Source organism: Streptomyces sp. LS-MS-L19 (assembly GCF_058382285.1).
The window spans coordinates 4,952,452-4,975,451 of the sequence record NZ_JBYCLL010000001.1 but is presented as its reverse complement, the minus strand read 5'-3'; the positions used below and the strand labels follow the sequence as shown (position 1 = coordinate 4,975,451).

Annotated in this window: 17 protein-coding genes; 9 read left to right on the top strand and 8 right to left on the bottom strand. The window is 73.5% G+C overall.

The window, feature by feature from the left end:
* Positions 1-29: 29 nt before the first annotated feature.
* From AC2XR2_RS22295 to AC2XR2_RS22275, 5 genes are all read right to left on the bottom strand, one after another.
* Positions 30-1,247 carry a toll/interleukin-1 receptor domain-containing protein gene (locus AC2XR2_RS22295; protein ID WP_391195483.1) on the bottom strand — a complete coding sequence of 406 codons (1,218 nt, stop codon included), beginning with the start codon at positions 1,245-1,247 and terminating at the stop codon, positions 30-32.
* A gap of 27 nt (positions 1,248-1,274) precedes the next feature.
* Positions 1,275-4,295, bottom strand: coding sequence for a hypothetical protein (locus AC2XR2_RS22290; protein ID WP_491516105.1), 3,021 nt, complete (start codon positions 4,293-4,295; stop codon positions 1,275-1,277).
* The gene (locus AC2XR2_RS22285) at positions 4,292-5,692 is read right to left on the bottom strand and encodes a hypothetical protein (RefSeq protein ID WP_491516104.1); all 1,401 of its coding nucleotides are present in this window, start codon (positions 5,690-5,692) and stop codon (positions 4,292-4,294) included. The genes AC2XR2_RS22290 and AC2XR2_RS22285 overlap by 4 nt, the downstream gene beginning before the upstream one ends.
* A complete protein-coding gene (locus tag AC2XR2_RS22280; protein WP_491516103.1) occupies positions 5,689-6,714 on the bottom strand; it encodes an AAA family ATPase in 1,026 nt (341 codons plus the stop codon). The genes AC2XR2_RS22285 and AC2XR2_RS22280 overlap by 4 nt, the downstream gene beginning before the upstream one ends.
* Before the next feature lie 114 nt (positions 6,715-6,828).
* Positions 6,829-9,432 carry a large ATP-binding protein gene (locus AC2XR2_RS22275; RefSeq protein ID WP_491516102.1) on the bottom strand — a complete coding sequence of 868 codons (2,604 nt, stop codon included), beginning with the start codon at positions 9,430-9,432 and terminating at the stop codon, positions 6,829-6,831.
* A gap of 194 nt (positions 9,433-9,626) precedes the next feature.
* On the opposite strand from AC2XR2_RS22275, the gene AC2XR2_RS22270 reads away from it, so the two are divergent.
* Positions 9,627-10,721 (top strand): hypothetical protein, encoded by a 1,095-nt coding sequence (locus AC2XR2_RS22270; RefSeq protein WP_491516101.1) that lies wholly within the window; start codon positions 9,627-9,629, stop codon positions 10,719-10,721.
* Positions 10,718-11,545: an AAC(3) family N-acetyltransferase gene (locus AC2XR2_RS22265; RefSeq protein ID WP_491516100.1), complete on the top strand. Its 828-nt coding sequence runs from the start codon at positions 10,718-10,720 to the stop codon at positions 11,543-11,545. Before AC2XR2_RS22270 ends, AC2XR2_RS22265 begins: the two co-directional genes overlap by 4 nt.
* An 804-nt stretch (positions 11,546-12,349) precedes the next feature.
* On the opposite strand, the gene AC2XR2_RS22260 is transcribed toward AC2XR2_RS22265, so the two are convergent.
* Positions 12,350-13,219 (bottom strand): bifunctional DNA primase/polymerase, encoded by an 870-nt coding sequence (locus tag AC2XR2_RS22260; RefSeq protein ID WP_491516099.1) that lies wholly within the window; start codon positions 13,217-13,219, stop codon positions 12,350-12,352.
* A 346-nt stretch (positions 13,220-13,565) separates the two neighbouring features.
* Here AC2XR2_RS22260 and AC2XR2_RS22255 point away from each other — a divergent pair, with 346 nt between their 5' ends.
* The 6 genes from AC2XR2_RS22255 to AC2XR2_RS22230 all read left to right on the top strand — a co-directional run bounded on the left by AC2XR2_RS22255 (position 13,566) and on the right by AC2XR2_RS22230 (position 19,212).
* On the top strand, positions 13,566-13,880 hold the full coding sequence (locus AC2XR2_RS22255; RefSeq protein ID WP_381300352.1) for a hypothetical protein: 315 nt from the start codon (positions 13,566-13,568) through the stop codon (positions 13,878-13,880).
* Between the two features lie 357 nt (positions 13,881-14,237).
* Positions 14,238-15,146 (top strand): bifunctional MaoC family dehydratase N-terminal/OB-fold nucleic acid binding domain-containing protein, encoded by a 909-nt coding sequence (locus AC2XR2_RS22250; RefSeq protein ID WP_491518481.1) that lies wholly within the window; start codon positions 14,238-14,240, stop codon positions 15,144-15,146.
* Positions 15,143-15,532 carry a MaoC family dehydratase gene (locus AC2XR2_RS22245; RefSeq protein WP_381303174.1) on the top strand — a complete coding sequence of 130 codons (390 nt, stop codon included), beginning with the start codon at positions 15,143-15,145 and terminating at the stop codon, positions 15,530-15,532. Before AC2XR2_RS22250 ends, AC2XR2_RS22245 begins: the two co-directional genes overlap by 4 nt.
* Positions 15,529-16,695, top strand: a complete 1,167-nt coding sequence (locus AC2XR2_RS22240; RefSeq protein ID WP_491516098.1) for a lipid-transfer protein — start codon at positions 15,529-15,531, stop codon at positions 16,693-16,695. Before AC2XR2_RS22245 ends, AC2XR2_RS22240 begins: the two co-directional genes overlap by 4 nt.
* Before the next feature lie 147 nt (positions 16,696-16,842).
* Complete coding sequence (locus tag AC2XR2_RS22235) at positions 16,843-17,400, top strand: SigE family RNA polymerase sigma factor (protein ID WP_330265833.1); 558 nt, start codon at positions 16,843-16,845, stop codon at positions 17,398-17,400.
* A gap of 150 nt (positions 17,401-17,550) precedes the next feature.
* Positions 17,551-19,212: a long-chain fatty acid--CoA ligase gene (locus AC2XR2_RS22230; protein WP_491516097.1), complete on the top strand. Its 1,662-nt coding sequence runs from the start codon at positions 17,551-17,553 to the stop codon at positions 19,210-19,212.
* Between the two features lie 103 nt (positions 19,213-19,315).
* Here the strand turns inward: AC2XR2_RS22230 and AC2XR2_RS22225 are convergent, their stop codons facing one another.
* Both AC2XR2_RS22225 and AC2XR2_RS22220 read right to left on the bottom strand, forming a co-directional pair.
* Positions 19,316-20,740: a recombinase family protein gene (locus AC2XR2_RS22225; protein WP_491518480.1), complete on the bottom strand. Its 1,425-nt coding sequence runs from the start codon at positions 20,738-20,740 to the stop codon at positions 19,316-19,318.
* A gap of 259 nt (positions 20,741-20,999) precedes the next feature.
* The gene (locus AC2XR2_RS22220; RefSeq protein WP_491516096.1) at positions 21,000-22,244 is read right to left on the bottom strand and encodes an MFS transporter; all 1,245 of its coding nucleotides are present in this window, start codon (positions 22,242-22,244) and stop codon (positions 21,000-21,002) included.
* 133 nt (positions 22,245-22,377) lie between these two features.
* Here AC2XR2_RS22220 and AC2XR2_RS22215 point away from each other — a divergent pair, with 133 nt between their 5' ends.
* Positions 22,378-22,962 carry a TetR/AcrR family transcriptional regulator gene (locus AC2XR2_RS22215; protein WP_491516095.1) on the top strand — a complete coding sequence of 195 codons (585 nt, stop codon included), beginning with the start codon at positions 22,378-22,380 and terminating at the stop codon, positions 22,960-22,962.
* Positions 22,963-23,000: the final 38 nt, after the last annotated feature.

Genomic DNA, 23,000 nt, shown 5'->3' with positions numbered 1-23,000 from the left:
CCGACCCGGCCGCCCCCGTGGCGGTCGGGTCAGTTGCTCGCCGGTGTCCCGTACCGCCGTACGAAACGCCGGACGGTCCGGTTCATCTCCTCCTCGCGCCAGGCGGGCAGGCCCTCCAGGCGGGTGTGGGGGCCGGTGGTGCCGAGGAGTTCGCCGTCCACCACGAACAGGAACAGCAGCCCCTCCGGGTACGCCGTGTCGAGTGCTCTGACCAGGTCGGCGTCCGGGGGATGCGGGACGATCACGACCACCGGGCCGAAGTCGTGCTCGTGTTCACGCAGGGTCTCCTCGTCGTGGATGTCGAACTCCTCCAGGAGCTCCTCACCGATGCGTTCGACCAGGTCGGTCAGGACGCCGCTGCCCGCCGTGAGCGGGACGACGAAGTGGTCCCAGGGCAGCGGCTGTTCACTGGCCCGGTGGATGTAGCGGCGGGCGGTGTCCGTGGAGAGCGCGGGCAGCACCGCGACCCTGGGGGAGCCGGAGCGCAGCACCCCGCGCATCCGGGCCGCCTCGTCCACCGGCACCCGGGCGTGGGTCACGCTCAGCTGGACGAGTTCCCGGGAGGCGTCCGGGGCGGACAGCGGGAGCAGTTCGGTGAGGGCCGCGCGCAGCGGGTCGGCGACGGGCTCGCCCGGGCGTTCCGCCAGCAGGCCGGAGGCGAGCCGGTGACGCATCAGCGGGGACAGCGTCTCCAGCGGCACCCCCAGCGTCGCACCGGCCCGGCTCAGGCTCTGCGCGTCCACCTCCCGCAGATGGTGGACCACCCGGTGGTGCACCTTGGCCCCGCCCGACTCGGCGCGCATCAGGTCGAGTTGGGGTCTTATGTCGTGCCGTACGGCCTCGATGTCGTCCTTGCCCGGCCACTCCACCATCTGCCGCCGGTGCGGGCTGAGGGAGCCCAGCCCGCTCTTCTCCAGGGCGTCCAGGGTGACTTCCGGCAGCATCAGCAGGATCACCGGGAAGCCGTCGTGCCGGTTGCGCAGTTCCGCCATGGCCAGTTCGTTCTGCACGTGCTCGGAGCGCAGGGCGTGGCTGGAGACGATCAGGAGCATGCCGTGCGCGCTGCCCATGCCGTCGGAGATGGCCGCCATCCAGTCCTGGCCCGGCACCAGGGACTCCCGGTCCACGACGACCGGTTCGCAGCCCTCCTGGTGCAGCAGTTCCTCCATGGCGCGGCGGGCCGGCCAGCAGTTGCAGTCGCAGCCGAGGGGCTCGCTGCGGCTGAGGAAGACGTGAGGGCCGGGCATGGGACTCCTCGTGGGGGCCTGGTCGGGTCAGTGAGCGGGCGGTGCGAAGGGATCCGCCGGCTCGTCCGGGGGCGGGTGGGAGCGCGGGCGTAACCGGAACCAGCGGGCGCGGGCGGCACCGATCCCGACCGTGATCCTGCCGTCGGCGGCCGGGTGCAGGACGCGGGGCTCGGTGCCGGACGGACCACCCGGGTCCTCGTGGGCGATCTCGATCAGCTCGGTCCCCGCGGGCGCCTCCGGCAGCGGGACCCGGGCGGTGACCGGGCCGTCGACCGTGCTCGTGAGGCACAGCACGCTCTGACCGGCGTGGTCCCTGCGGAGCCCGGTCACCCCCGCGACACCGGTGGGCACCGCTTCGACCCCACCGTGGCGCAGCGCCAACTGCTCGGCGCGCGCCGCGAGCAGCGGCCGTAACGCCGTGGCCGCCCGGTCGTCCGAGACCAGCAGGGAAGCGGGCACCTCATGGCAACCGGGAAGCGCCAGCAGCAGCGCCGCCCGGGGGTACGGGAGGCCCTCGGGCAGCGCCCATCCCTGATACGGCCGGCGCGGGACGGCGGCGCCGGAAGGGGGCGGCGCGTGGGGGGAGGCCTCGGGAGGCAGCCGTACGGCGGTGCCGGGGGGTGGTTCTACGGCGGCTTCGGGAGGCGGTGTTACGGCGGTTTCGGGGGGCCTTTCTGGGGCGGCACCGAGATGGGGTGCTGGGCCGGTCCAGGGGGGTGGTTCTGCGGCGGTCCCGGGAGGCTGCGGTACGGCGGCCCCAGGAGGCGGTGTTACCGCGGTCCCGGGAGGCGGCGCTACGGCGGTTTCGGGGTCCGGAGGTGGGCCCAGGGGGAGGTGGCCGGTGGTGAGCGGGGGGTCGGAGGGGTGTGCGCCCGTTGTGACGATCGCCGCCTCCGGGTAGGCCTCCAGGAGATGGCGCAGGCGGGCCAGCAGGGGCGCCGGCCACCGGGTCGGGTCGCCGAGCCGGAGTCCGTCGACCGGTTCCTCCAGCGCGTCGTGGGCCCGCTTGAGCAGTTCGCCATAGGAGGTGTCCCCGTCCGGGGGCGGTAGTTCCGCCAGCACGCGCAGGCCCTGGTCGTGGGCCTGCGCCAGCAGTGCGGTGAACTCCTCCGAGCCCGGTGGCAGGGCGGCGGGCAGGCAGACGTGGCCGATGCCCAGGCGCCGGATCCCGGGCGGCAGCACGGCGTTCCGGGCCGGCAGCAGCACTCCGACGCTGTCCCGGATCCAGCCCGGCCCCGCTTCCTCCGGCGGGGACGGCACGGGCCCCGGCGTGAGCAGCCGGCTGCGGCCGTCCTCCGCGCGGATCTCCACCTCGCCGCCGTGCCCCGACAGCAGCAACTGCCCGCCCCCGGCCCGGTGGACCTCCCGCACCCGGAAGGGCATCGGCAGCACGTCGACCGCCCCGCCCCCGGGCCAGGGCAGCCGCAGCAGTCGGTCACCCCCGTCCGCGGCCACGACCAGCCCTGCCTCGGGGAGCACCGCGACAGCGGACGCCGGCGCGGGCAGCGAACCCAGCGCGGGCGGATCGGTCACGGCGTCCGCCGTACCGCCCCGCACACCGTAGAGCCGCCCGTCCGCCGCCCCCCACACCAACGCTCCCGACTCCGGGTCGCCCGACAGCGCGGTGACCGCCGCCGTCCGCCAACGGCCCGCGACCGTGCCCGAGACCAGGTCGTGGAGGGTCACGCCGCCGTCCGCGTCCGCCGCGGCCACCAGGCCCGCCCGGGCCGAGCACCACAGCCGTACCACCGGGGCGGGGTGCGGGAGGACGCGCAGGATCCGGTCGGGGTCGCCGTCGTCGACGAGGAGGACGTCACCGCCGGTGGCCAGGCACAGGACCGCGCGGTCCGCCGTGCGGGACCAGCCCACGGCCGTCGGTTGCAGGGACAGGGGGTGCAGGACCGCGTCGGCGGTGCCGTCGACGGCCGTCGTCACCACGTGCAGGCCCTTGCCGCTGACCACCGCCGTGGCCGCGGGGCCCGCGTCGGCGACCGCGAGCAGCCGTGGCTGGTCGGGGAGTTCGACCGGGAGCACGGACTCGCCGTCGTCGATCCGCAGCACGGTCCGGCCGTCGGAGCTCGTCGCGGCCGCCGCCCGGGAGCCCGACCGGGCGCACAGCAGGGTGCCGCCCAGCTCCGCCTGCGCGGCCAGGAGCGTGCCGTCCGCGCGGGCCTCGGCGGCCACGCTCAGGTTCAGCGCGGTGTGTTCCCCGTCGTGCAGGTCCAGTTCGTGCCACTGGGCGCCCGGGAGCGCGCCGCGCAGGCGCAGCCGGACCCGGCCCGCGCCGCTCGCTCCGCAGACCAGCGCGCCCCGCTCCGGGGGCCGGCTGAGGACCAGGCCGTCCGCCGTCGCCCGGACCCCGATGTCCACCTCGCTGTGGACCAGGGCCCGTACCGTCCGGATCTCCTCGGCGTCGGCGTCGGCCCGGGTCACCAGGGCGCGCGGCGGTTCCATGCCCAGCCGCTCCGCCGCCATCACCTGGAGCCGCCAGGCCGGCAGCGACTGCCGTACGGCCTGCGGCAGCCGGGGGAGGAAGCGCAGGATCCAGCGGCTGGCCTCGGCCGCCGGGCCGCCCTCGGCGAGCACCTGCCGGAAGAGCGGGGCCAGGGTCCGTTCGATCCCGGCTTCGGAGGGCGGTGGCCCGACGGTCGCCGACCACAGCAGTTCCTCGAAGCCGCGGACGAGGGGCGGTGCGCCGCGGTGGGCGGCGCGGGTGAAGTCACGGACCGAGTGCAGCAGGCCCGGGTCGTGCTCGTACAACTGCCGTCGCAGTTCGGCGCTGACCTCCGGGTACAGCACCAGGGCGCGGCTGTCGGCGGCCTCCACCAGCGGTGAGAAGGACAGCCGGGCCTCCAAACCGGTGCCGCTGTCGGGGGCGAACCGGAGCCGGGCGCCGCGCAGGAAGTACGGCTCGGCCTGGGCGGCCAGGCACAGCGAGCGGGCCAGCCGCACCACGTCGGGCTGGTGCCGGCGCTGTTCCGCGATCAGCCGGTGGGCGCCGCGGTCGGGGATCAGCCGGTGCGCGCCGCGGTCGGGTGCCGCCGTCATCGCGGCTGTCCGCCCCGCCGCGGGTCCCGGCGGGCGGTGGTCTGCGCGAACCGTACGGACACCCGGCGGTCCAGCGGGACCAGCGCGACCGTCCGCCGCACGGTCGCCGGGTACTCCTCGGCCGGATAGGGCGTCAGACACACGACGGGGCAGCCCGCCTCCCGCAGCCGTCGCAGATACGGCAGCCAGCTCGCCGGCGAGGAGTGGTGGCGGCCGGGCAGCGGCGGCTGGAGGTGTCCGAGGTCGGACAGCAGCAGCACGGGCTGCCCGGCCGGCGGCACCGGATGGGGGCGCCAGCTGCGCCCGCGGTCCTGGCTGACACCCTGGGCGATCCGCAGGTCCAGCACCCGCAGCCCGCCCGGCGGCAGGATGCGGGCGGCGAGCCGGGTGATCCACTCCTGGTCGTGCCGGAAGGGCCGCATCGACTCGCCGCGGTCGAGCAGCAGCAGCGCGCCGGCCCGGGTGGTGGACCGCTGCCGGTAGGGCACCCGCGGCCGGCCGACCCGGCCTCCGGCCAGACCGCGCACCACCAGCTCCACCAGCCGGGGGTGGTCGACCACCCGCCCGGTCGTGTACGTACTGGCCACCGCGAGGAAGAGGGCCCGTTCGGTGCGCGGGTCCCACGGCGGGGCGGGCAGCGGCGGACTCGCCGGCCACGGCAGCTCGAACGCCTCGGCCCGGCCGAGGAGTTCCGCGGTGCCGTCCTCCAGCGGGTCGGAGGAAGCGAGCTCGTGCCACAGCGGCGGCTCCGCCTCCCGGCCCACCGCAGACCGCGCCCCCCGCAGGAGGAGCAGCGAACCGCCGGTGGCCGTGCGGGCGGGCGGGGTGGGGGGCTGGTCGCCGGGGATCGGGGCGGCGGGGGTTGGGGCGCCGGGGGCTGAGCCGCCGGGGTCCGGGCCGGTCGGAACGGCGTCCCGGCCCGGAGGGTCGGTGGCCGGGCCGGTTGGGAAGGCGTCCCGGCCGGTTGGGAACGTGCCCCGGCCGGTCGGGAGGGCGGTCCGGTCGGTCGGGAAGGCGTTCGGTCCGGTCGGGAGGGCGGTCCGGTGGGTGCTGAGGGCGGCCGGGTCCCCGGTGTACGGCGCCGAGTCGCCGTCTGCCGGGCCGGACCGCCGCGTCAGATGTGCCGGTCCGGTGTCACCTCGCCGGTCCGGTCCGGCGCCGTTGCGGGAGCGGGGCGTGCGGGCGGTCGTACGGTCGTCCCGGGACGGCCGTCCCGTGCTCGCGGCACGTCGGACCGGGCCGCCGGACGGGGTGCCCCCAGTGGCGGCGCCGGTGCCGCCGGGCAGGTCGAGGCCCAGGGCCGCCGCGAGGGCCGCCAGGCCGTCCGGGTCGGAGATCCGCAGGGCCCGGGCCGTGCGCAGCAGGTCGCCCAGCCGGGCCGGGCCTCCCGAGGTCATACCGCGGAGACCTGGTCGGGGGAGGCCTTCACCATGGCGAGCCCCGCGACCGCCCGCCACTCCGGCGACTCGGCCGTCAACTCCAGCTGGCGGCAGGCGCGCAGGGTGTCCAGGAACTCGGCGGTGCTCGCCGCGGGCCGGGCGCCCAACGACTCGCTCTCGAACAGATCGGCCAACTCCTGTGTGAGGGCCTCGTCGTAGGCGTCCCCCATGTGCAACCGGGCCACCTTCAACAGGTGTTCGCGGCCCGGCGGCCGCAACCGCAGCAGGATGCAGCGACGCAGGAAGGCGGCTGACAGCTCCCTCTCCTCGTTGCTCGTGATCACCACGAGGGGGGCGCCGGTGTCCCCGGCCGCGGTCACCGTGCGGCGGTCCGGGCCCACGAAACGGAGGTTGTTGAGCGGATCGAGCAGGGCGTCCGGGACATCGGGATCGGCCTTGTCGATCTCGTCGATGAGCACCACCGCGGGCCGGTCGCGCAGTGCGGGCGCGCCTTCCTCGTCCATGGCCGGATCGAGCGCCTTCCACAGGGGGCCGGGCCGGAAGTAGGCCCGCGCACCGGGGTCCTGGAGCGTGCCCTGGGTGGCGTCGTTGAGCTGGCGGAAGGCCTCCTCGCGCCACAGCAGGTCGTGCGGTTCGGTGCGGGCGGTGACCACCTCCGCGTAGTAGCGGAAGCGCATCAGCCGGGCCACGTTCGGCGCGAGCGCCGACTTCCCGGAGCCCGGGGGGCCCAGCACGAGCAGCGGACGGCCGGACGCCAGCGCGACGTTGACGGCGAGGACGGTCGGGTCGTCGAAGAGGTAGACCTGCTCGTCGAGACGGTCGGTGCCGCGGGCGGGCGTGGGGCGGTGCGGCGCGGGTGTACCGCTGTCCGCCACGGGTGCACCGACGTCCGCGGGTGTGCCGGCGTCCGGTGCGGATGTACCGCCGTCCGGTGCGGGCGCACGGCCGTCGGGTGCGGGTGCACGGAGGTCCGGTGCGGGCCGGTCCGTCTCCTCGCCCGGGTCGAAAAGCCTGATCAAGCCTACTGTCCCCCCATCGGCGGCCCACGGCTCCGGTGACCGCCCTCGTTGCACTCTTCCCCATGGCGCCTGCCGTCACTACACCGTCGGTGAATATGGCCGACAGCCAGGTCGTCAGCCGTGCGGGCGGGGCCGTATCCGGATCTCCGGGAACGCCGTGCCGGGCACGGCCGGTACGACGGCCGGGCGGGTGCGCGGGCCGGCGGCCACCAGGTCCACCCGGCTCAGCCAGAACGCCCGGCGCAGGCACTCCGGTACGGGCAGATCCGGCCACGGGTCGACGTCGAGGAACATCACCGCCGAGGACTCCAGAGCCGTCAGGTCCCGCAGGTTCGGGCAGCGCAGCACCCGGACCGACCGCAGCGACCGGCAGCCGGCCAGTTCGGGCAGGGCGACCAGCGACGGGTCGTCCGCGAGGACCAGTGAGCGCAGCCCGGGCAGTTTCGGCAGCGCCTCGGACAGCCCGTCGACCGGTCCGGAGCAGCGCAGTTCCGGCACGGCGGTACCGGCCCGCAGCAGGGCGCGCACCTCGGCGGACGACCGTACGCCGACACGCCGTACGACCGCACCGCGTACGGCAGGACGCGGCGGGCTGCCCGCCGACAGCCGTCGCGGTGGGCCGCCCGGTGCCGCCAAGACACTGCGCGCGGTGCCGGTGCCGGTCTCGGCGGCCCGCAACTGGGCCAGCAGCGCGGCGAGTTCGGGCGAGGGGTGGCGGCGCAGCAGCGCGTCGGTGTCGGTGCCGGGGGTGTGCACCAGGTGGTGGGCGGCCAGGAAGGTCCTGACCCCGGGGCTCGGGAAGGCCACGGTGTCCGGGCCGGGACGGAACACCACGCCCGCGCGGTCGGCGAGCGCGGCCAGCAGGCGTTCGGGTGCGGTGGAGTCGGTGGAGCGGGGGTCGCGCAGGGCGTTCAGCGCGGTGGACAGCGGGATGCGGGAGCCGTCCAGTCCGAGGGCGGCGACGGCCAGCCTGCCGGAGGCCGCCCGCAGCACGCTGTCCGGCACCTGGTCGGCGGCGGGCGCGGGCGCGGGGAGGGCGGCCGGTCCTGCCGTGTCCTCGCGCGGTCTGCGCCACACCGCCGAGACACCGGCGCGCAGCAGGCGGTGCCGGGGGCCCTGGCCGGGCGTGACCGAGGCGCCCGCCGCCCGCAGCATCGCCACGGCGGCGGCCGGCCGCCCGGCGACCCCGGCCAGCAGAGGATCTGTGCCGAGCATCGGCACCAGGACGGGGAGGGCATCCCGGTCCACGAGGTCTCCCCGGTCCCCGGAGGCCTGCACGCCGGAGTTCAGGAGGGCCCTGACGTCGGTCGGGGACAGGGGTTTCAGGCCTACGACCCGGAAGTCGCCGCCGAGCCGGGACCAGGGCACCCCGGTGCCGTTCGTGGCGATGACGCACGGCGCCCGGGGGTGGGCCTCCAGCAGCCGCAGGAGCCACTCCCAGACGGCGGCACGGTTGCCCGCGGGCACCGCGTCCAGATCGTCCACGGCCAGGAAGGCACGCCCGGACCGCAGCTGCCGAGCGGCCCACCCGGCCGGTTCCGCCGCGGCGGCCGACGGAGCGAGCGTCGGCACCATCCCGTCCAGCCGGGGCAACGCCCCGGACCGCGCCGACAGCACGAAGGGGATCCGGCATCCCCAGGGCGGTCGGACGGGCGCCGCCTCGCCGAGCGGCCACCCCCTGCCGGGCGACTCAGTCGGGTCACCGTCCACGTCCTGCCCGTCCACGTCCTGCCCGTCCGTCTCTTCCCAGTCCGCCGATTCACTCTCCCCGGCCCGCTTCCGTACGGCATCCAGGCTCGGTCTCGGCGCGGTCGGTGCCCGCCCCGGCGTCCCGTCGGCCAGCGCCCCGGCGACGAGCCGGGCGAGTTCCGTGCTGTGGCCGGAGCCGGAGGGATCGACCAGGAGGATGCGGCGCCCCAGGTCAGGCAGGAGGTCCACGGTCAGGGGGGAGGGAGGGGGCAGGGCGCCGGAGCCCGGTCCGGAGTCGTCACGGTCCACGTGTCCGTCGTCGACGTACCCACCGCCCACCTCCTCGCCCCCCACTGAGCCGCGGAGGACCAGCGTGCGGGTGATCGGTCGTGCGGGCAGGGGCGGTGCCGTCACCTCCGCGCGGAAGCGCTCCGTGAAGGCCGCGTCGTCCGCCGACAGTGCGTCGGGGGCCTCCCCGGCGAAGCCGTAGCCGTCGTCCAGTTCGGGCGCGGGCGCCCCGGCCGCGGCCATCGCGCGCATGCGGGCCGCGATCCCGTCGAGCACCCGGTCCAGCACCGCGCGGTACCGCGGGGCCTGCATGGTCAGCAGCGCCAGCCCCAGCGAGCGGTACTCGGTGGGCTGCCCCGCGGAGAACACGTCGGCCGTCTCGACCGGCCCCGGCAGCCGCCGGTCCACCGGCTCCCAGACCAGCGGCAGGACCGGCTGCGGGGCGACGCCGGTCCGGGCCTGCCCCAGGCTCCGGCGCAACGCCAGTACCGCCCAGTCCCGCTGGGCCGGGCCCTCGTTGAAGTACGCCGGACTGCACAGGGCCAGCACGATGTCCGCCGTACCGACGCCGTACGAGCCCTCTTCCGGTCCGCCGGCCGCGGCGGGCGGGGGCACGAGGCGGTGGAACCGAGGCCCGCTCCCCGTGTCCAGACGCCGTCTCAGCTCGTCCAGGAACCGCGCGACCCAGGCCTCGTCCCTGCCGTGCGCATAGCTGACGGCATAGCGGTACACGGGCACCATCTCATCCCCCGGTTTGTGGCTTGCGTACCTCGTTTCCAGTTTCGCACGAGGCCGGGCGACCGGCCGTGGCACAATCCTGGCCATCAACTCGTAACCATTCAGGGTTTATTGGCGAATTGTCAGGTACAATGCCCAATGTGTCCGTAGGGGTGCCACCCCTGGGAAAGAAGCAGGCGAATCTGCTCACTGCCATCATGCGGGGGGTGCCTGTCCTCGGACCTGACAAGGAATCCCGTCCGCTCACCGACGCCGACGTCCGCGGTCTCCTGGACACCCTGCCGCCGTGCGCCGACGCGCAGGAGACCGGTGAGGTCAACCGGCTGCGCCCCCGGCTGCTGAACGCGCTCGTCGGCCCCGAGGCCAGACGCTCGGGCTACGTCCAGGGCCTGCCCCGGCACGGCGTCGCCGCGCTGCTGCGGGCCGCGGGCGAGGCCGTGCGGGCCCCGCTGGTGCTGCGGATCGTGTACGGCGCCAGCACCACGGTCCCGCTGCGGGCACTCAGTTACGTCCTGCCCGCCGTCCGCATGGCGTCCCGGTTCACCGAGGCCGGCCATCGCGCCCCGCACCTGCAGATCGTGCTGGCCGGCTCCCTCGGCTGCCGGGTCAACGGCCTGTCCGGAGCCGCCGTCGCCGAGGAGACGACCCTGCTGGCCCGCTGCCTCGGTCTGCTGCTGTCGTCCCTGGTGCCGGGCCGTTTCGGGCTGTACGACACCCTGCCGGCGCCCTCGGTCGTCACCGCGCTGGACGACCTGGTGCGCACCCTGACCCCGGCCCGGCGGGCCCGTGTCCTCGAACGCCTCGGCGGCAAGGGCGGCGCCACCGCCGACGAACAGACCCTGCGCTACGCGGCCGCCCACGTCCTGGTCCACGACCGCGCCGCGGTCCCGCTCACCCTGCGCCAGGGCACCGCGGTACCGGACGACGCCACGGTGATCGACGTCGGCGGCCTCCAGGAACGCCACTTCCACGCCGTACGACACCTGTTCGCGGCCGGTGCCGCGCCGGGCGCCGGTCCCGGGGCGCTGGTTCTGTCCCGGCACTCGGTACCGCCGTACACCATGGCCAGGGGCGGGGACGTCGGGCTGCGCGAGTTCCTCGACGGCGGGAGCCCGCAGGGCAGGCCGCTGGCCTCCGCGGTCCGCCACGACCTGCGACTGCTGTGGTCCGTGCCGCTGCCGGCGGGGCTGAGGCGGGCCGACGCTCCGCGCGATGACCCGTACCGGGCCGATGCGGTCCCGGCGCACCCCTCGCGGGGCTTCGCCGACGTCCTGCAGGGAGCGCGGAGTTGACCGAGCCGACCACCCCGGACGTCCTCCGGCCCGGGGAACTCACCCTCCAGCTGCGGGCGTTGGGCCTCCGGCCCGGCGACACCCTGCTGGTGCACACGTCGTTGCGGGCCGTCGGGCCGGTGTCCGGCGGTGCGCGGGCCGTGGTCGACTCGCTCCTGGAGGCGCTCGGCGCGGAGGGCACGCTGGTCGTCTACACCCAGACCCCCGGCAACTCCGACCCGTCCCGCTGGGCCGTCACCCGGGGCCGTGCCGTGCCGCCGGCGCAGTGGCCCCGGCTGCGGGCGACGCTGCCCGCGTTCGATCCCGCGCGGACCCCCAGTCAGGGGGTCGGCGTACTGCCGGAGGAGGTCCGCACCCGGCCGGGCGCGCTGCGCAGCGGCCACCCGCAGAGTTCCTTCGCCGCCCTGGGGCCGGCCGCGGCGCGGATCACCGCCGGGCACGACCTGAACTGTCACCTGGGCGAGGAGTCCCCCCTGGCCCGGCTGGAGGAACTGGACGCCCGCGTCCTGCTGCTCGGCGTCGACTACTCCGTCTGCACGGCCTTCCACCTGGCCGAGTACCGCGTGCCGGGGCAGGGCAGCCGGGACTACGGCTGCGCGGTCGACGACGGTTCGGGACGGCGCTGGCACCGCTACCGTGACGTGGACTTCGACACCTCCGACTTCCCGGCGCTGGGCGAGGCGTACGAGTCCCGCGCCGAACGGCCGGTCACGCGGGGCCGGATCGGCGCCGCCGACTCCCGCCTGTTCGACCTGGCCCCGGCGGTGGCCTACGCCGCGAAGTGGCTGACCGCACACCGGGCGGGACGGAGACCGACGGAGTAGCGACCGGCCTCTCGCCCGCCTGTCCCGGCGCACTTCCGCCCCCTGAGGGCCTCGCGCAGCTCACCGGGACTCCTCGTCCCCGGGACGGCTCACCCCCGGGACGGCTCACCCTGGGGCGGCTTGCTGCCGGGCGGCTGACTTCCGGTGCTCCTCGCGTCCGGTGCTCCTCGCCTCCGGGGCCCCTCACCTCCCGGGCCCTTCACCTTCGGGCGGCTCGCCCCACGGGCGGCTCACCCCCGGGGCCCCTCATCGCCAGGCGGCTCCGCCTGGGGGCGGCTCCCCCTTCGGGCCCATCACCTCGGCGCTTCTCACCCCCCCGGCGCTTCTCACTCCGGGTGGCTCACCGCCGGGTGCCTCTCACTCTGGGCGGCTCGCCCCCGGGGCCCCTCATCGCCAGGCGGCTCCCCCTTCGGGCCCAACACCTCGGCGCTTCTCGCCCCCCGGCGCTTCTCGCCCCGGGTGGCTCACCGCCGGGTGCCTCTCACTCCGGGCGGCTCGCCCCCGGGGCAGCTCCCCCTCCTCGCGTCTACCTCCGGGACGGCTCACCTCCGGGGCGCCTCACTCCGGGCCCTCACCCTCGGGGCCCCACCCCGGGGCGCCTCACTCCGGGCCCTCACCCTCGGGATCCCACCCCGGGGCGCTTCACTCCGGGTCCTCACCCTCGGGGCCCCACCCCGGGGCGCCTCACTCCGGGCCCTCACCCTCGGGGCCCCCACCTCCGAACCACCGCACCCCGGGGCCCCTCACTCACAGGGCCCTACCTCCCAACCACCGCACCCCGGGGCCCCTCCCCCCGACGCCCCCTCACCCCCGCCTCCCCGTCATCCGAGCCGCCGAAGCGATCGTCGCCCGGGCTTCCCGTTCTGTGAGGCCCGTGTCGAGGGCCGCGTCCACCAGGGGGGCGAACAGGGCCGGGCCGATGCCGTTCTCGTACGCGCGGCAGGCCGCCCAGAACAGACGGGTGTTGCGCTGGCCCTCGTGCGCGGCGAGGACGAACTGGACGAGGCCCTGGCCCTGGTCGCCGGCCGAGGGATGGGTCGCGGGGTGGGTGGGGCGCGGTGGCGGGAGCAGCAGGCGGAGCAGGGCGGGAGGGCAGGCCGCCGGCGCCAGGTGGGCCGTGCCCGGTGCCGTGCCGTAGGTGCCGTGGTCGGTGCGGGAGCCGGGCCCGACGAGATAGCCGCCGGCGCCCCGGATGTCGATGCCCGGGGCCAGCCGGCCGGCCGAGTTGGGGACGGCGGCGTCGGGCGGTCCGGTGAGCCAGAGGTGGCGGCCGCCGCTCGGGGTGAGGACGACGACCGTGTCGGGGATCGTGAACAGATGGCGCAGGGCCAGTTCGCGCAGGGCCGCCGAGGAGTCCGTGCCCGACTTGGTGTCCAGGTCGATGCCGATGAGGTGATGGGGCGGGAGGCCGCACGCGATGCCGTAGCCGGTTGCCCAGGGGGCCGCCGAGAAGAGCTCGCGGATGCGGACGGGGTCGGTCGAGGCGTCGTAGACCCCGTGTCCGAACGCTCCGCACTCGCCGTGACAGGGGGCGGCCAAGGGGTCGTCGCGGTGGGGGGAGCGCAGGGCCGGGAGCTTGGTGCGGGACAGGGGGATGACGGCCAGCCCGCGCTCGGCGGCTGACAGGGCGTGTGCGAGGGCCAGCGTCGTGGCCTGCCGGTCTGTGGTGGCCATGCCTCCATGTTCGTACGAGTGTTCGAAAAAGGGAAGGGTGAGCGAGCGCGACTCGCCGGGCCCGGGCGATTGGCTGGAAATGTGCCGGAACGCTTTCCCTCTTGCCGCGCTTGATCACCAACCGCCCCCATTACCCCGAACTGCCCGGTGAAGTCGCGAAAGGGGTTTATCGACTTGTCCTCACGCTTCAGGGGGAATAACCCCTTCCGCTCTGGTTCGCCGGGGATTCGGTGGGCAACTCTGGTCTCGCGACGTCGTGCACAGCCCGGGACGGTCGGCCAACTGCCCCGGAAACAGCCCTACTTGACGTACTACCGGCACCAGGCCGGGTTCTGGAGGAAACACCATGGCAAGCATCCGTACCGCCCGCGTCCTCGCCGCCGTCTCCGCCCTCCCGCTCGCCGCCGCGCTCTTCACCGGCGTCGCGGCGGCGGACAACGGCGGCTTCGCGGACAACGGATCGAACGCGGGTGTCGCGAGCATCGTGGGCAGCGGCGTGGGGCACGACAACAACGGCAACTCGTCCACCACACAGCAGAACGCCGTCGGCTCGGGCGCCTCGAACCAGAGCAACACCGCCCAGGTCAACGGCTCCGCGTTCACGGCCGTCAACCAGGGCAACCACAACACGTCCGTCAACTTCTCCCCGCTGTGGTGGTGACGGTGATCCGCGAGGGCTGACGGCCCTCGACGGGGGGCTTCGGGAGGGGGCTCCGGGGGTGCTTCGGGAGGGGCTACGGGGGGACCTCGGGGGACCTCGGGGGACCTCGGGGAGGTGACACGTCCGCGCGGCGGTGCTTCGGCGCCGCCGCGCAGGCGTGTCCGCGGGGCGGCGCAACCGTGACCGGTGGCGCCGCCCCGCGCAGCCGTAACCCGTGGCGCCTCGCAGGCGCGTCCGGCGGGCCCGCGCATACGTGTCCCGCAGCTCCGAGACGACCTTGACATCCCGTCACATCTGACGGACAGTCAGAAACCCGTGAGCGAGGGAGGCGTGCGCCCCGTGGACCCCCTGGACCCCGTGCACGAAGACGACCTGACGACCCGGCTCGAGGCCTACGAAGGACACCCCGCCGCCGTGGCCGCCACCGGCAAGGACCCCGTCAACGTCCCCATGATCCGCCACTGGTGCGAGGCCCTCGGCGACACCAACCCCGCCTACACCGGCCCCGACGCCCTCGCCCCTCCCACCATGCTCCAGGCCTGGACGATGGGCGGTCTCACCGGACACACCGGCCGCGCGCGGGCGTACGACGAACTCCTCGCCCTCCTCGACGAGTCCGGCTGCACCTCGGTCGTCGCCACCGACTGCGAGCAGGAGTACCTGCGTCCGCTGCGCCCCGGCGACGAGATCACCTTCGACACCGTCATCGAGTCGGTCTCGGCCAGGAAGACCACCAAGCTCGGCACCGGCCACTTCGTCACCACCCGCACCGACGTCCGCGTGGGCGACACCCTCGTCGGCACCCACCGCTTCCGCATCCTCAAGTACGCCCCCGCGGGCCGGAAGAAGACCGCGCCCCGCCCCGCCCGCCCCCGTCCCGTCGTCAACCGCGACAACGCCGGCTTCTGGGAGGGCGTAGCCCGCCACCGGCTCCTCATCCAGCGCTGCACCGCCTGCGCCACCCTCCGCTTCCCCTGGCTCCCGGGCTGCGCCCACTGCGGCGACCCCGGCTGGGACACCGTCGAGGCGGGCGGCGAGGGCACGGTCTACTCGTACGTCGTCATGCACCACCCGCCCTTCCCGGCATTTGACCCGCCTTACGCCGTCGCCCTGATCCAACTCGCCGAGGGCGTGCGGATGATCAGCAACGTGGTCGGGACGCCGTACGACAAGGTGCGGATCGGGATGCCGGTGCGGCTGGAATTCCGGTCCTACGACGACGACCTGGTGCTCCCCGTCTTCAGCGCCGCCGAGGAGGACGCATGAGGCCCGGAGACGAACTGCCGCCCCTGGAGATCCCGATCACCCGCACCCTGATCGTCGCCGGGGCCATCGCCTCCCGGGACTACCAGGACGTGCACCACGACCCGGAGGCGGCCCGCGCGAAGGGCTCCCCGGACGTCTTCATGAACATCCTGACGACGAACGGCCTGGTCGGCCGCTACCTCACCGACCACTTCGGGCCACGCGCGGTGCTCAGGAAGGTGGCGATCAGACTGGGCGCCCCCAACTACCCCGGGGACACCATGGTGTTGACCGGGACGGTAGAAGCCGTGGAAGGCACCACCGCGACCGTCCGGGTCGTAGGGGCCAACGGCCTCGGCCACCACGTGACGGGCACGGTCACCCTCACCCTGGGGAGCGCCGAATGAGCACACGCGCGCGTGACCGGCTCGGCGGACGGGCCGCGATCGCCGGCATCGGCGCCACCGAGTTCTCCAAGGACTCCGGCCGCAGCGAGCTGCGGCTGGCCGCCGAGGCGGTCCGCGCGGCCCTCGACGACGCCGGCCTCACCCCCGCCGACGTGGACGGCATGGTGACCTTCACGATGGACACCAGCCCGGAGATCACCGTCGCCCAGGCCTGCGGGATCGGTGAGCTGTCCTTCTTCTCCCGGGTCCACTACGGCGGCGGCGCGGCCTGCGCGACCGTCCAGCAGGCGGCCATGGCGATCGCGGCGGGCGTGGCCGAGGTGGTCGTCTGCTACCGCGCGTTCAACGAGCGCTCGGGCCGCCGCTTCGGTTCCGGCGTGCAGCACCGCGAACCCTCCGCCGAGGGGGTCGCCCTCGGCTGGTCCCTCCCCTTCGGCCTGCTCACCCCGGCCTCCTGGGTGGCGATGGCGGCCCAGCGTTATCTGCACACCTACGGCCTCACCCCGGAGGCCTTCGGGCACGTGGCCGTGACCGACCGCCGGTACGCGGCCACCAACCCGGCGGCCTGGTTCCACGGCCGCCCCATCACCCTCGCCGATCACGCGGCCTCCCGCTGGATCGTCGAGCCGCTCAGACTCCTCGACTGCTGCCAGGAGACCGACGGCGGCCAGGCGATCGTCGTCACGTCTCTCGCACGCGCGCGTGCCCTCGCGCAGCGGCCCGCCGTGATCGCGGCCGCCGCCCAGGGTGCCGGCCGGGCCCAGGAACAGATGACCAGCTTCTACCGCGACGACCTCACCGGCCTGCCCGAGATGAGCGTGGTCGCCCGCCGCCTCTGGCACACCAGCGGCCTCACCGCCGAGGACATCGACGTGGCGATCCTCTACGACCACTTCACCCCGTTCATCCTGATGCAGCTGGAGGAGTTCGGCTTCTGCGGGAAGGGGGAGGCGGCGGAGTTCGTCCGCGAGGACCGCGTCCCGCTCAACACGCACGGCGGCCAGCTGGGCGAGGCGTACCTCCACGGGATGAACGGCATCGCGGAAGCCGTACGCCAGGTGCGGGGGACGGCGGTGAACCAGGTGCCGCAGGCGGGACGCGTCCTGGTGACGGCGGGGACCGGGGTGCCGACCTCCGGGCTCGTGCTCACCGCGGAGGGGTGAGCCCGCAGGGGTGAACCCGCAGTACCCCGACCGTCCTCGTCCACCTACAGGAGGTGCAGTCAGCCCCACCTCTACAACCTGAGGCGGAGTCGTCTTCGGGACCTGTGGCCGATGAGGGGGAGGCGGTCTCGAACCTAGCGTGGAGCCATGACCACACCCGTCTGCACCAGCGCTTCGAAGGCCGCCGTCCCGGCGACGCAGACCCTCGCGTACCCCTCGTTCGCCTCGTACGTGAAGGCCCGCCAGCCGGTGCTGCTGCGTACCGCCCGGTCGCTGACCGCGAACCCGAGCGACGCGGAGGACCTGCTGCAGACCGCCCTGACCAAGACCTACGTCGCCTGGGAGCGCATCGAGGACCACCGGGCCCTCGACGGCTATGTGCGCCGCGCCCTGCTGAACACCCGTACCTCGCAGTGGCGCAAGCGCAAGGTCGACGAGTTCGCCACCGACGAGATCCCCGAGCCCGAGACCGGGCCCGGCGAGGACGACCCCGCCGAGCAGCAGGCCCTGCACGACGCCATGTGGCGGGCGATCATGAAACTGCCCGCCCGGCAGCGCGCGATGGTCGTCCTCAGGTACTACGAGGACCTCAGCGAGGTGCAGACGGCCGAGGTGCTCGGCGTCTCCGTCGGGACCGTGAAGTCGGCGGTCTCCCGGGCGCTGGGCAAGCTCCGCGAGGACCCCGAGCTGGTGCTCGCCCGCTAGGGACTGTGGGAACCGTCGGTGACGGCCGACCGTTGTGAGGGCATCGTGACGTGATCGATCGCCCGGCTCTAGTGACATACCGCGCGGTATGTGCGCAGAATCGGCGCATCCCTTACTACCGCGTAGGCAATGTCGCCCCGGGAGGACGCCGTGCTGAGCACCATGCAGGACGTACCGCTGCTGATCTCCAGGATCCTGACCCACGGGTCGTCGATCCACGGCACCTCACAGGTGACCACCTGGACCGGCGAGCCGGAGCCGCACCGCCGCTCCTTCGCCGAGGTCGGCGCCCGTGCCGCCCAGCTGGCACACGCCCTGCGCGAGGACCTCGGCGTCACCGCCGACGAGCGCGTGGCGACCCTGATGTGGAACAACGCCGAGCATGTCGAGGCCTACTTCGCGATCCCCTCCATGGGCGCGGTCCTGCACACCCTGAACCTCCGCCTCCCCCCGGACCAACTGGCCTGGATCGTGGGCCACGCGGCCGACCGCGTCGTCATCGCCAACGGCTCGCTGCTCCCCCTGCTCGCCCCGCTGCTCCCGCACCTCAAGACGGTCGAGCACGTGGTGGTCTCGGGCCCCGGCGACCGCACCGCCCTCGAAGGCAGCCACGCGCGCGTGCACGAGTACGAGGACCTGATCGCGGGCAAGCCCACCGCCTACGACTGGCCCGAGCTGGACGAACGCCAGGCCGCCGCCATGTGCTACACCTCCGGCACCACGGGCGACCCCAAGGGCGTGGTCTACAGCCACCGTTCGATCTACCTGCACTCCATGCAGGTCAACATGGCCCAGTCGATGGGCCTGACCGACCAGGACACCTCGCTCGTGGTCGTCCCCCAGTTCCACGTCAACGCCTGGGGCCTGCCGCACGCCACCTTCATGACCGGCGTCAACATGCTGATGCCGGACCGCTTCCTCCAGCCCGCGCCCCTCGCCGAGATGATCGAGCGCGAGCGGCCGACCCACGCGGCGGCCGTCCCCACCATCTGGCAGGGCCTGCTCGCCGAGCTCACCGCCAAGCCGCGTGACGTCTCCTCGCTCACCCAGGTCACCATCGGCGGCTCGGCCTGTCCGCCCTCCCTGATGGAGGCCTTCGACGCGCTGGGCATGCGGGTGTGCCACGCCTGGGGCATGACGGAGACCTCCCCGCTCGGCACCATCGCCCGCCCGCCGGCCCATGTCGTCGGCACCGACGAGGAGTTCGCCTACCGCCTCACCCAGGGCCGCTTCCCGGCCTCCGTCGAGGCCCGCCTCACCGGCCCCGGCGGCGAGCGCCTGCCCTGGGACGGCGAGTCCGCGGGCGAGCTGGAGGTCCGCGGCCCCTGGATCGCCGGCGCCTACTACAACGGCCCCGACGCCGAACCCCTGCGCCCCGCCGACAAGTTCAGCGAGGACGGCTGGCTGAAGACCGGCGACGTCGGCACCATCTCCCCCGACGGCTTCCTCACCCTCACCGACCGCGCCAAGGACGTCATCAAGTCCGGCGGCGAGTGGATCTCGTCCGTGGACCTGGAGAACGCCCTGATGTCCCACCCGGACGTCACCGAGGCCGCGGTCGTCGCCGTCCCCGACGACAAGTGGGGCGAGCGCCCCCTGGCCACGGTCGTCCTCAAGGAGGGCTCCACCGCCGACTTCGAGTCCCTGCGCGCCTTCCTGGCGAGCGACGTGTGCAAGATCGCCAAGTGGCAGCTCCCGGAGCGCTGGTCGATCATCGAGTCGGTCCCGAAGACGAGCGTCGGAAAGTTCGACAAAAAGAAGATTCGCGAATCAGTCAGGTTGGGTCAGTTGGACGTGACCAAGCTGGACTGAGCCAGGCCCCAGAGCCCCCAGTGCGCGACGCTGGGGGCTCTGGGGCCCTCCGTCGCCAGGTCGCGACGGACGGCCGCGCGGCCCCTTGGTTTCGCTGTGACGGCTATGCGGTCCACACAACGTCTAGCAACTCGGGGTTGAACTTCCGGGAGCCCCGGCCTGCCGAGTGCACCACAATGGCCCGTACGTGCTTCAGGATTACCGCGCGCTGCCGCTCAATGGGCAGGCGTTCAAAATGATCCGACAGGTCCACAGTGGCGGCAGTGGCCCTGATTTTCTCGACCGTGTGCCTGTTGCGCTCGTACTCCAATTCGTCGCGTTCGCGCTCCAGAGGTTCCAGCAGGGCGATAGCGGTAGTGGCGGAGATGCGCTTGGTGTTCATGGCGGCGATCAGTTCGCTGATTTCTTGGGTCACCCCGGCAAGTCGCGCAGATCCGGACCATTCGGCCGCCTCGCTTGGAGGTTCCTTCACCTTCGCCTCAGCGTCGTGAATCAGATTGATGACGTGCCTATCGAGCGGTTCGCCGGCGCGAGAGACCTTCCCGCAGCCACCGTCACTGACGGCAGGGCATCGGTAGGCGAAGCGGCTCCCCTTGCTCCCCTCCTTCCATGACGAACGCATGTTGGCGACCATCCTCGCGCCGCACTCGGCGCAGCGCAGAATTCCGCTCAACAGGTACTTGTGGTTGTTGCTCTGGTTGCTCGTCGTGTACTGCGACCGGACGCCTTCCATTACGGTAACCACGGCATCCAGCTTCTCGGGGGTGCAGATCGGCTCCCAAACGCCCATGACAGGCTTGCCATCCGTCCCAATGTGTTTCTGGTGCTTTACGGTGCGGAAGCCGGCGAGGCGTGGATTTTTTAGGATTCCCTTCACGGCCACACGGGTAATCGGCTTTCCGGTATTTCGAGACGTCTGCACGTTCTTGTCCTGCCACTCCTTCACGATTGTGGAAAGTCGCGTACCCGCCAACAGATCGTCATGAGCCTTGGTGATCAGGACCGCTTTCTCCGGGTCGATCGTCACCCGATCCTCTTTCCAGCCGAACGGCGGGAATCCTCCGCCGTTCTTGCCGGCGTCCGCAAGCTCACGATGTTTACGGGCCACGCGCCTACCGGTGTCGGCGCTGGCCTTGTTGGCGAAGGCGACCATGACTCGCGCCATCGTGCGCCCGTCTGACGTCGACAGGTCAATGTCGCTCGTGACCGTGCAGAAGACCAGTTCCGGCCGTTCCTCGAATACATCGATGAGCCGTTCAAGATCACGCGGTTGCCGGGCCAACCGGTCAAGGTCGTAGGCGATCACGCCGTCTATGACACCCGACTGGAGATCCGCCAGCAGCCGTTCGAACTCGGGGCGAACCACCTTGCACTTGAAGGCACTCACGTCGTTGTCGATGTAATCGCGCGCGACCTCCCAGCCGGGCCGCACCCCGGCAACCTGCCGGTAGTCCCGACGCTGCCTCTCCACGCCCAGTTCCTCGCCGTTCTTGTCCAGGCTGATCCGGGCGTACCCACCGATTCGCACAACCAACGTGACCCCTCTCCCCACCCCGGCGGGCGCACATGCGGCTCGCTCCGCGCCTGACCTGCGCTGATCGCGGATCGCGGATCATGAAGCTAGCGCTAAACCAGTGTGTTCGGAGAAGGTTCGGAAGAAAGGTCCTGCGAAAGCAGTACGCCGAGGGCGAGCTGGACGTCACCAAGCTCTGAGCGGCATGAGGGGTACGGCGGTCAGGGCGCCCGGACGAGGACCGGGGCACCCTGACCGCCGTACGGCACAAGCCTCACCGGAGGTCGGCGGCCTGGTCACCGCCGCACCGACGCGGTGAGCCACCCCGGCGCACCGACGTGGTGAGCCACCCCAGCCCCAGCCACACCCCCGCGACCGCGCACACGCCGCCCCAGCCCCACCAGCCGAACGCCGATCCCGCCAGCGCGGAGGCCGACGCGCCGCCCGCGAAGCCCGCCACCACGTACGCCGTGTTGGCGGTCGCCGGAGTCGAGGTCGTGGTCAGGGCGAGGGTCTGGTTGGCGACGTGGGAGGCGACCAGGGCCGCGTGGACGGCGATCGCCGCCACGAACAGGGCCCCGAGCGTGTGCCCGCCCAGCCAGAACAGCGGCACGGACACCGCGGCCAGCAGATACGCCGACCGTACGACCTTCGCGGCGCCGAAGCGGTCCACGAACCCGCCGGCCAGCGGCGCCACCACGCTCGCGGCGAGTCCGAAGAGGCCGAACAGCCCGGCCGTGGCGGTCGACAGGCCGTAGGACGGGCCGGTCAGCAGCAGGGCCAGCGAGGTCCACAGCGCGCTCCAGGCGCCGTACATCCCCGCCTGCCGAACGCACGCGCGCCACAGGTCGGGCGAGCGGCGGACGACGGACGGCAGGGTGGTCAGCCCGGAGAAGAGCGGGCCGGAGCGGCGGGGCCGCTCGGCGGGCAGGGCGTAGGCCGTCGCGAGTCCGAGGGCGGCCGTCAGCACGGCCGCGCCCACGAACACCACCCGCCAGCCGAAGGCCTGTCCGATCAGCCCGCCGAGCACCCGGGCCGCGACGACCCCGGTGAACAGGCCCGCGATGACGGCCGCCACATGCCGGGCCCGGCGGTGGGCGGGGGCGCGCTGGGCGACCAGCGGGACCAGCAGCTGGGGGACGACGGTGGCCGCGGAGGCGACCAGGACGGCGGCCGCGAGGGCGGTGGTGCCGGTCGCGAGGGCCCCGGCGGTCAGGGCGGCGGTGGTGACGAGCGAGAGGACGGCGACCAGTCGGCGCCGGTTCACGCTGTCGCCGAGCGGGGCGAAGACGAGGAGCCCGAAGGCGTAGCCGAACTGCGCGACCGAGGCGATCCAGGCCACCGCGGCGGGGGTGGAGCCGTAGTCGTGGGCGATGAGGGGGAGCAGCGGGGCCGCGAGGTAGATGTTGGCGGCGGTGACGGCGGTGCAGACGGCGATGAGGACGAGGAGCAGCGAGCCCGCACGCTGGGCGGGGGCCGCGGTGGACCGTCCTGCTGCGGTGACGGTTGCTGTCGGCATGACCGGAGGACTCCTTCGAGTCGGCTCTCACAACTAACTGGTTGGTTGGAACAGTCCAACAGTGTGGGAGGCGGTCGATTCCCTGTCAACCAAATAGTTGGTTACTTCTCTTCCTACCCCTACCCTGAACCCCATGGCAGCAGCAAGGGACCCCGAGGCGACCAAGGCCCGGATCTTCGAAGCGGCGGTCGCGGAGTTCGCCCGGCACGGCATCGCGGGCGCCCGCATCGACCGCATCGCGACCGAGGCCAAGGCCAACAAGCAGCTGATCTACGCCTACTTCGGCAACAAGGCGGAGCTGTTCACCCAGGTCCTCGGCAAGGCCATGCTCGACCTCGCCATCGCCGTCCCGGTCGACCCGGACGACATCGAGAACTGGATCGACCGCCTCATGGACTACCACGAGGCCCACCCCGAGGTGCTGCGCCTGCTCTTCTGGGAGGGCCTGGAGTACGGCGCGACGGCCGAGCTCCCGGACGAGGCGGAGCGCCAGGAGCACTACCGCCGCAAGGTCGCCACGCTCCGGGACGGCCAGCAGCGGGGCGTCGTCACCGACACGATCCCACCCCGCGACCTGCTGTTCCTGCTGATCGCGGTCGCGAACTGGGCGGCGGTGGTCCCGCAGATGAAACGGATCCTGGTGGGCGGCGAGGACGCGGACCGGGACCGCCTACGGGCGTCGGTGCGGGAGGCGGCACGGCGGCTGGTGGCCAAGTAGGGGGAGGTTTTTCACGGGCGCGCGGAGGGCTTTCAGGG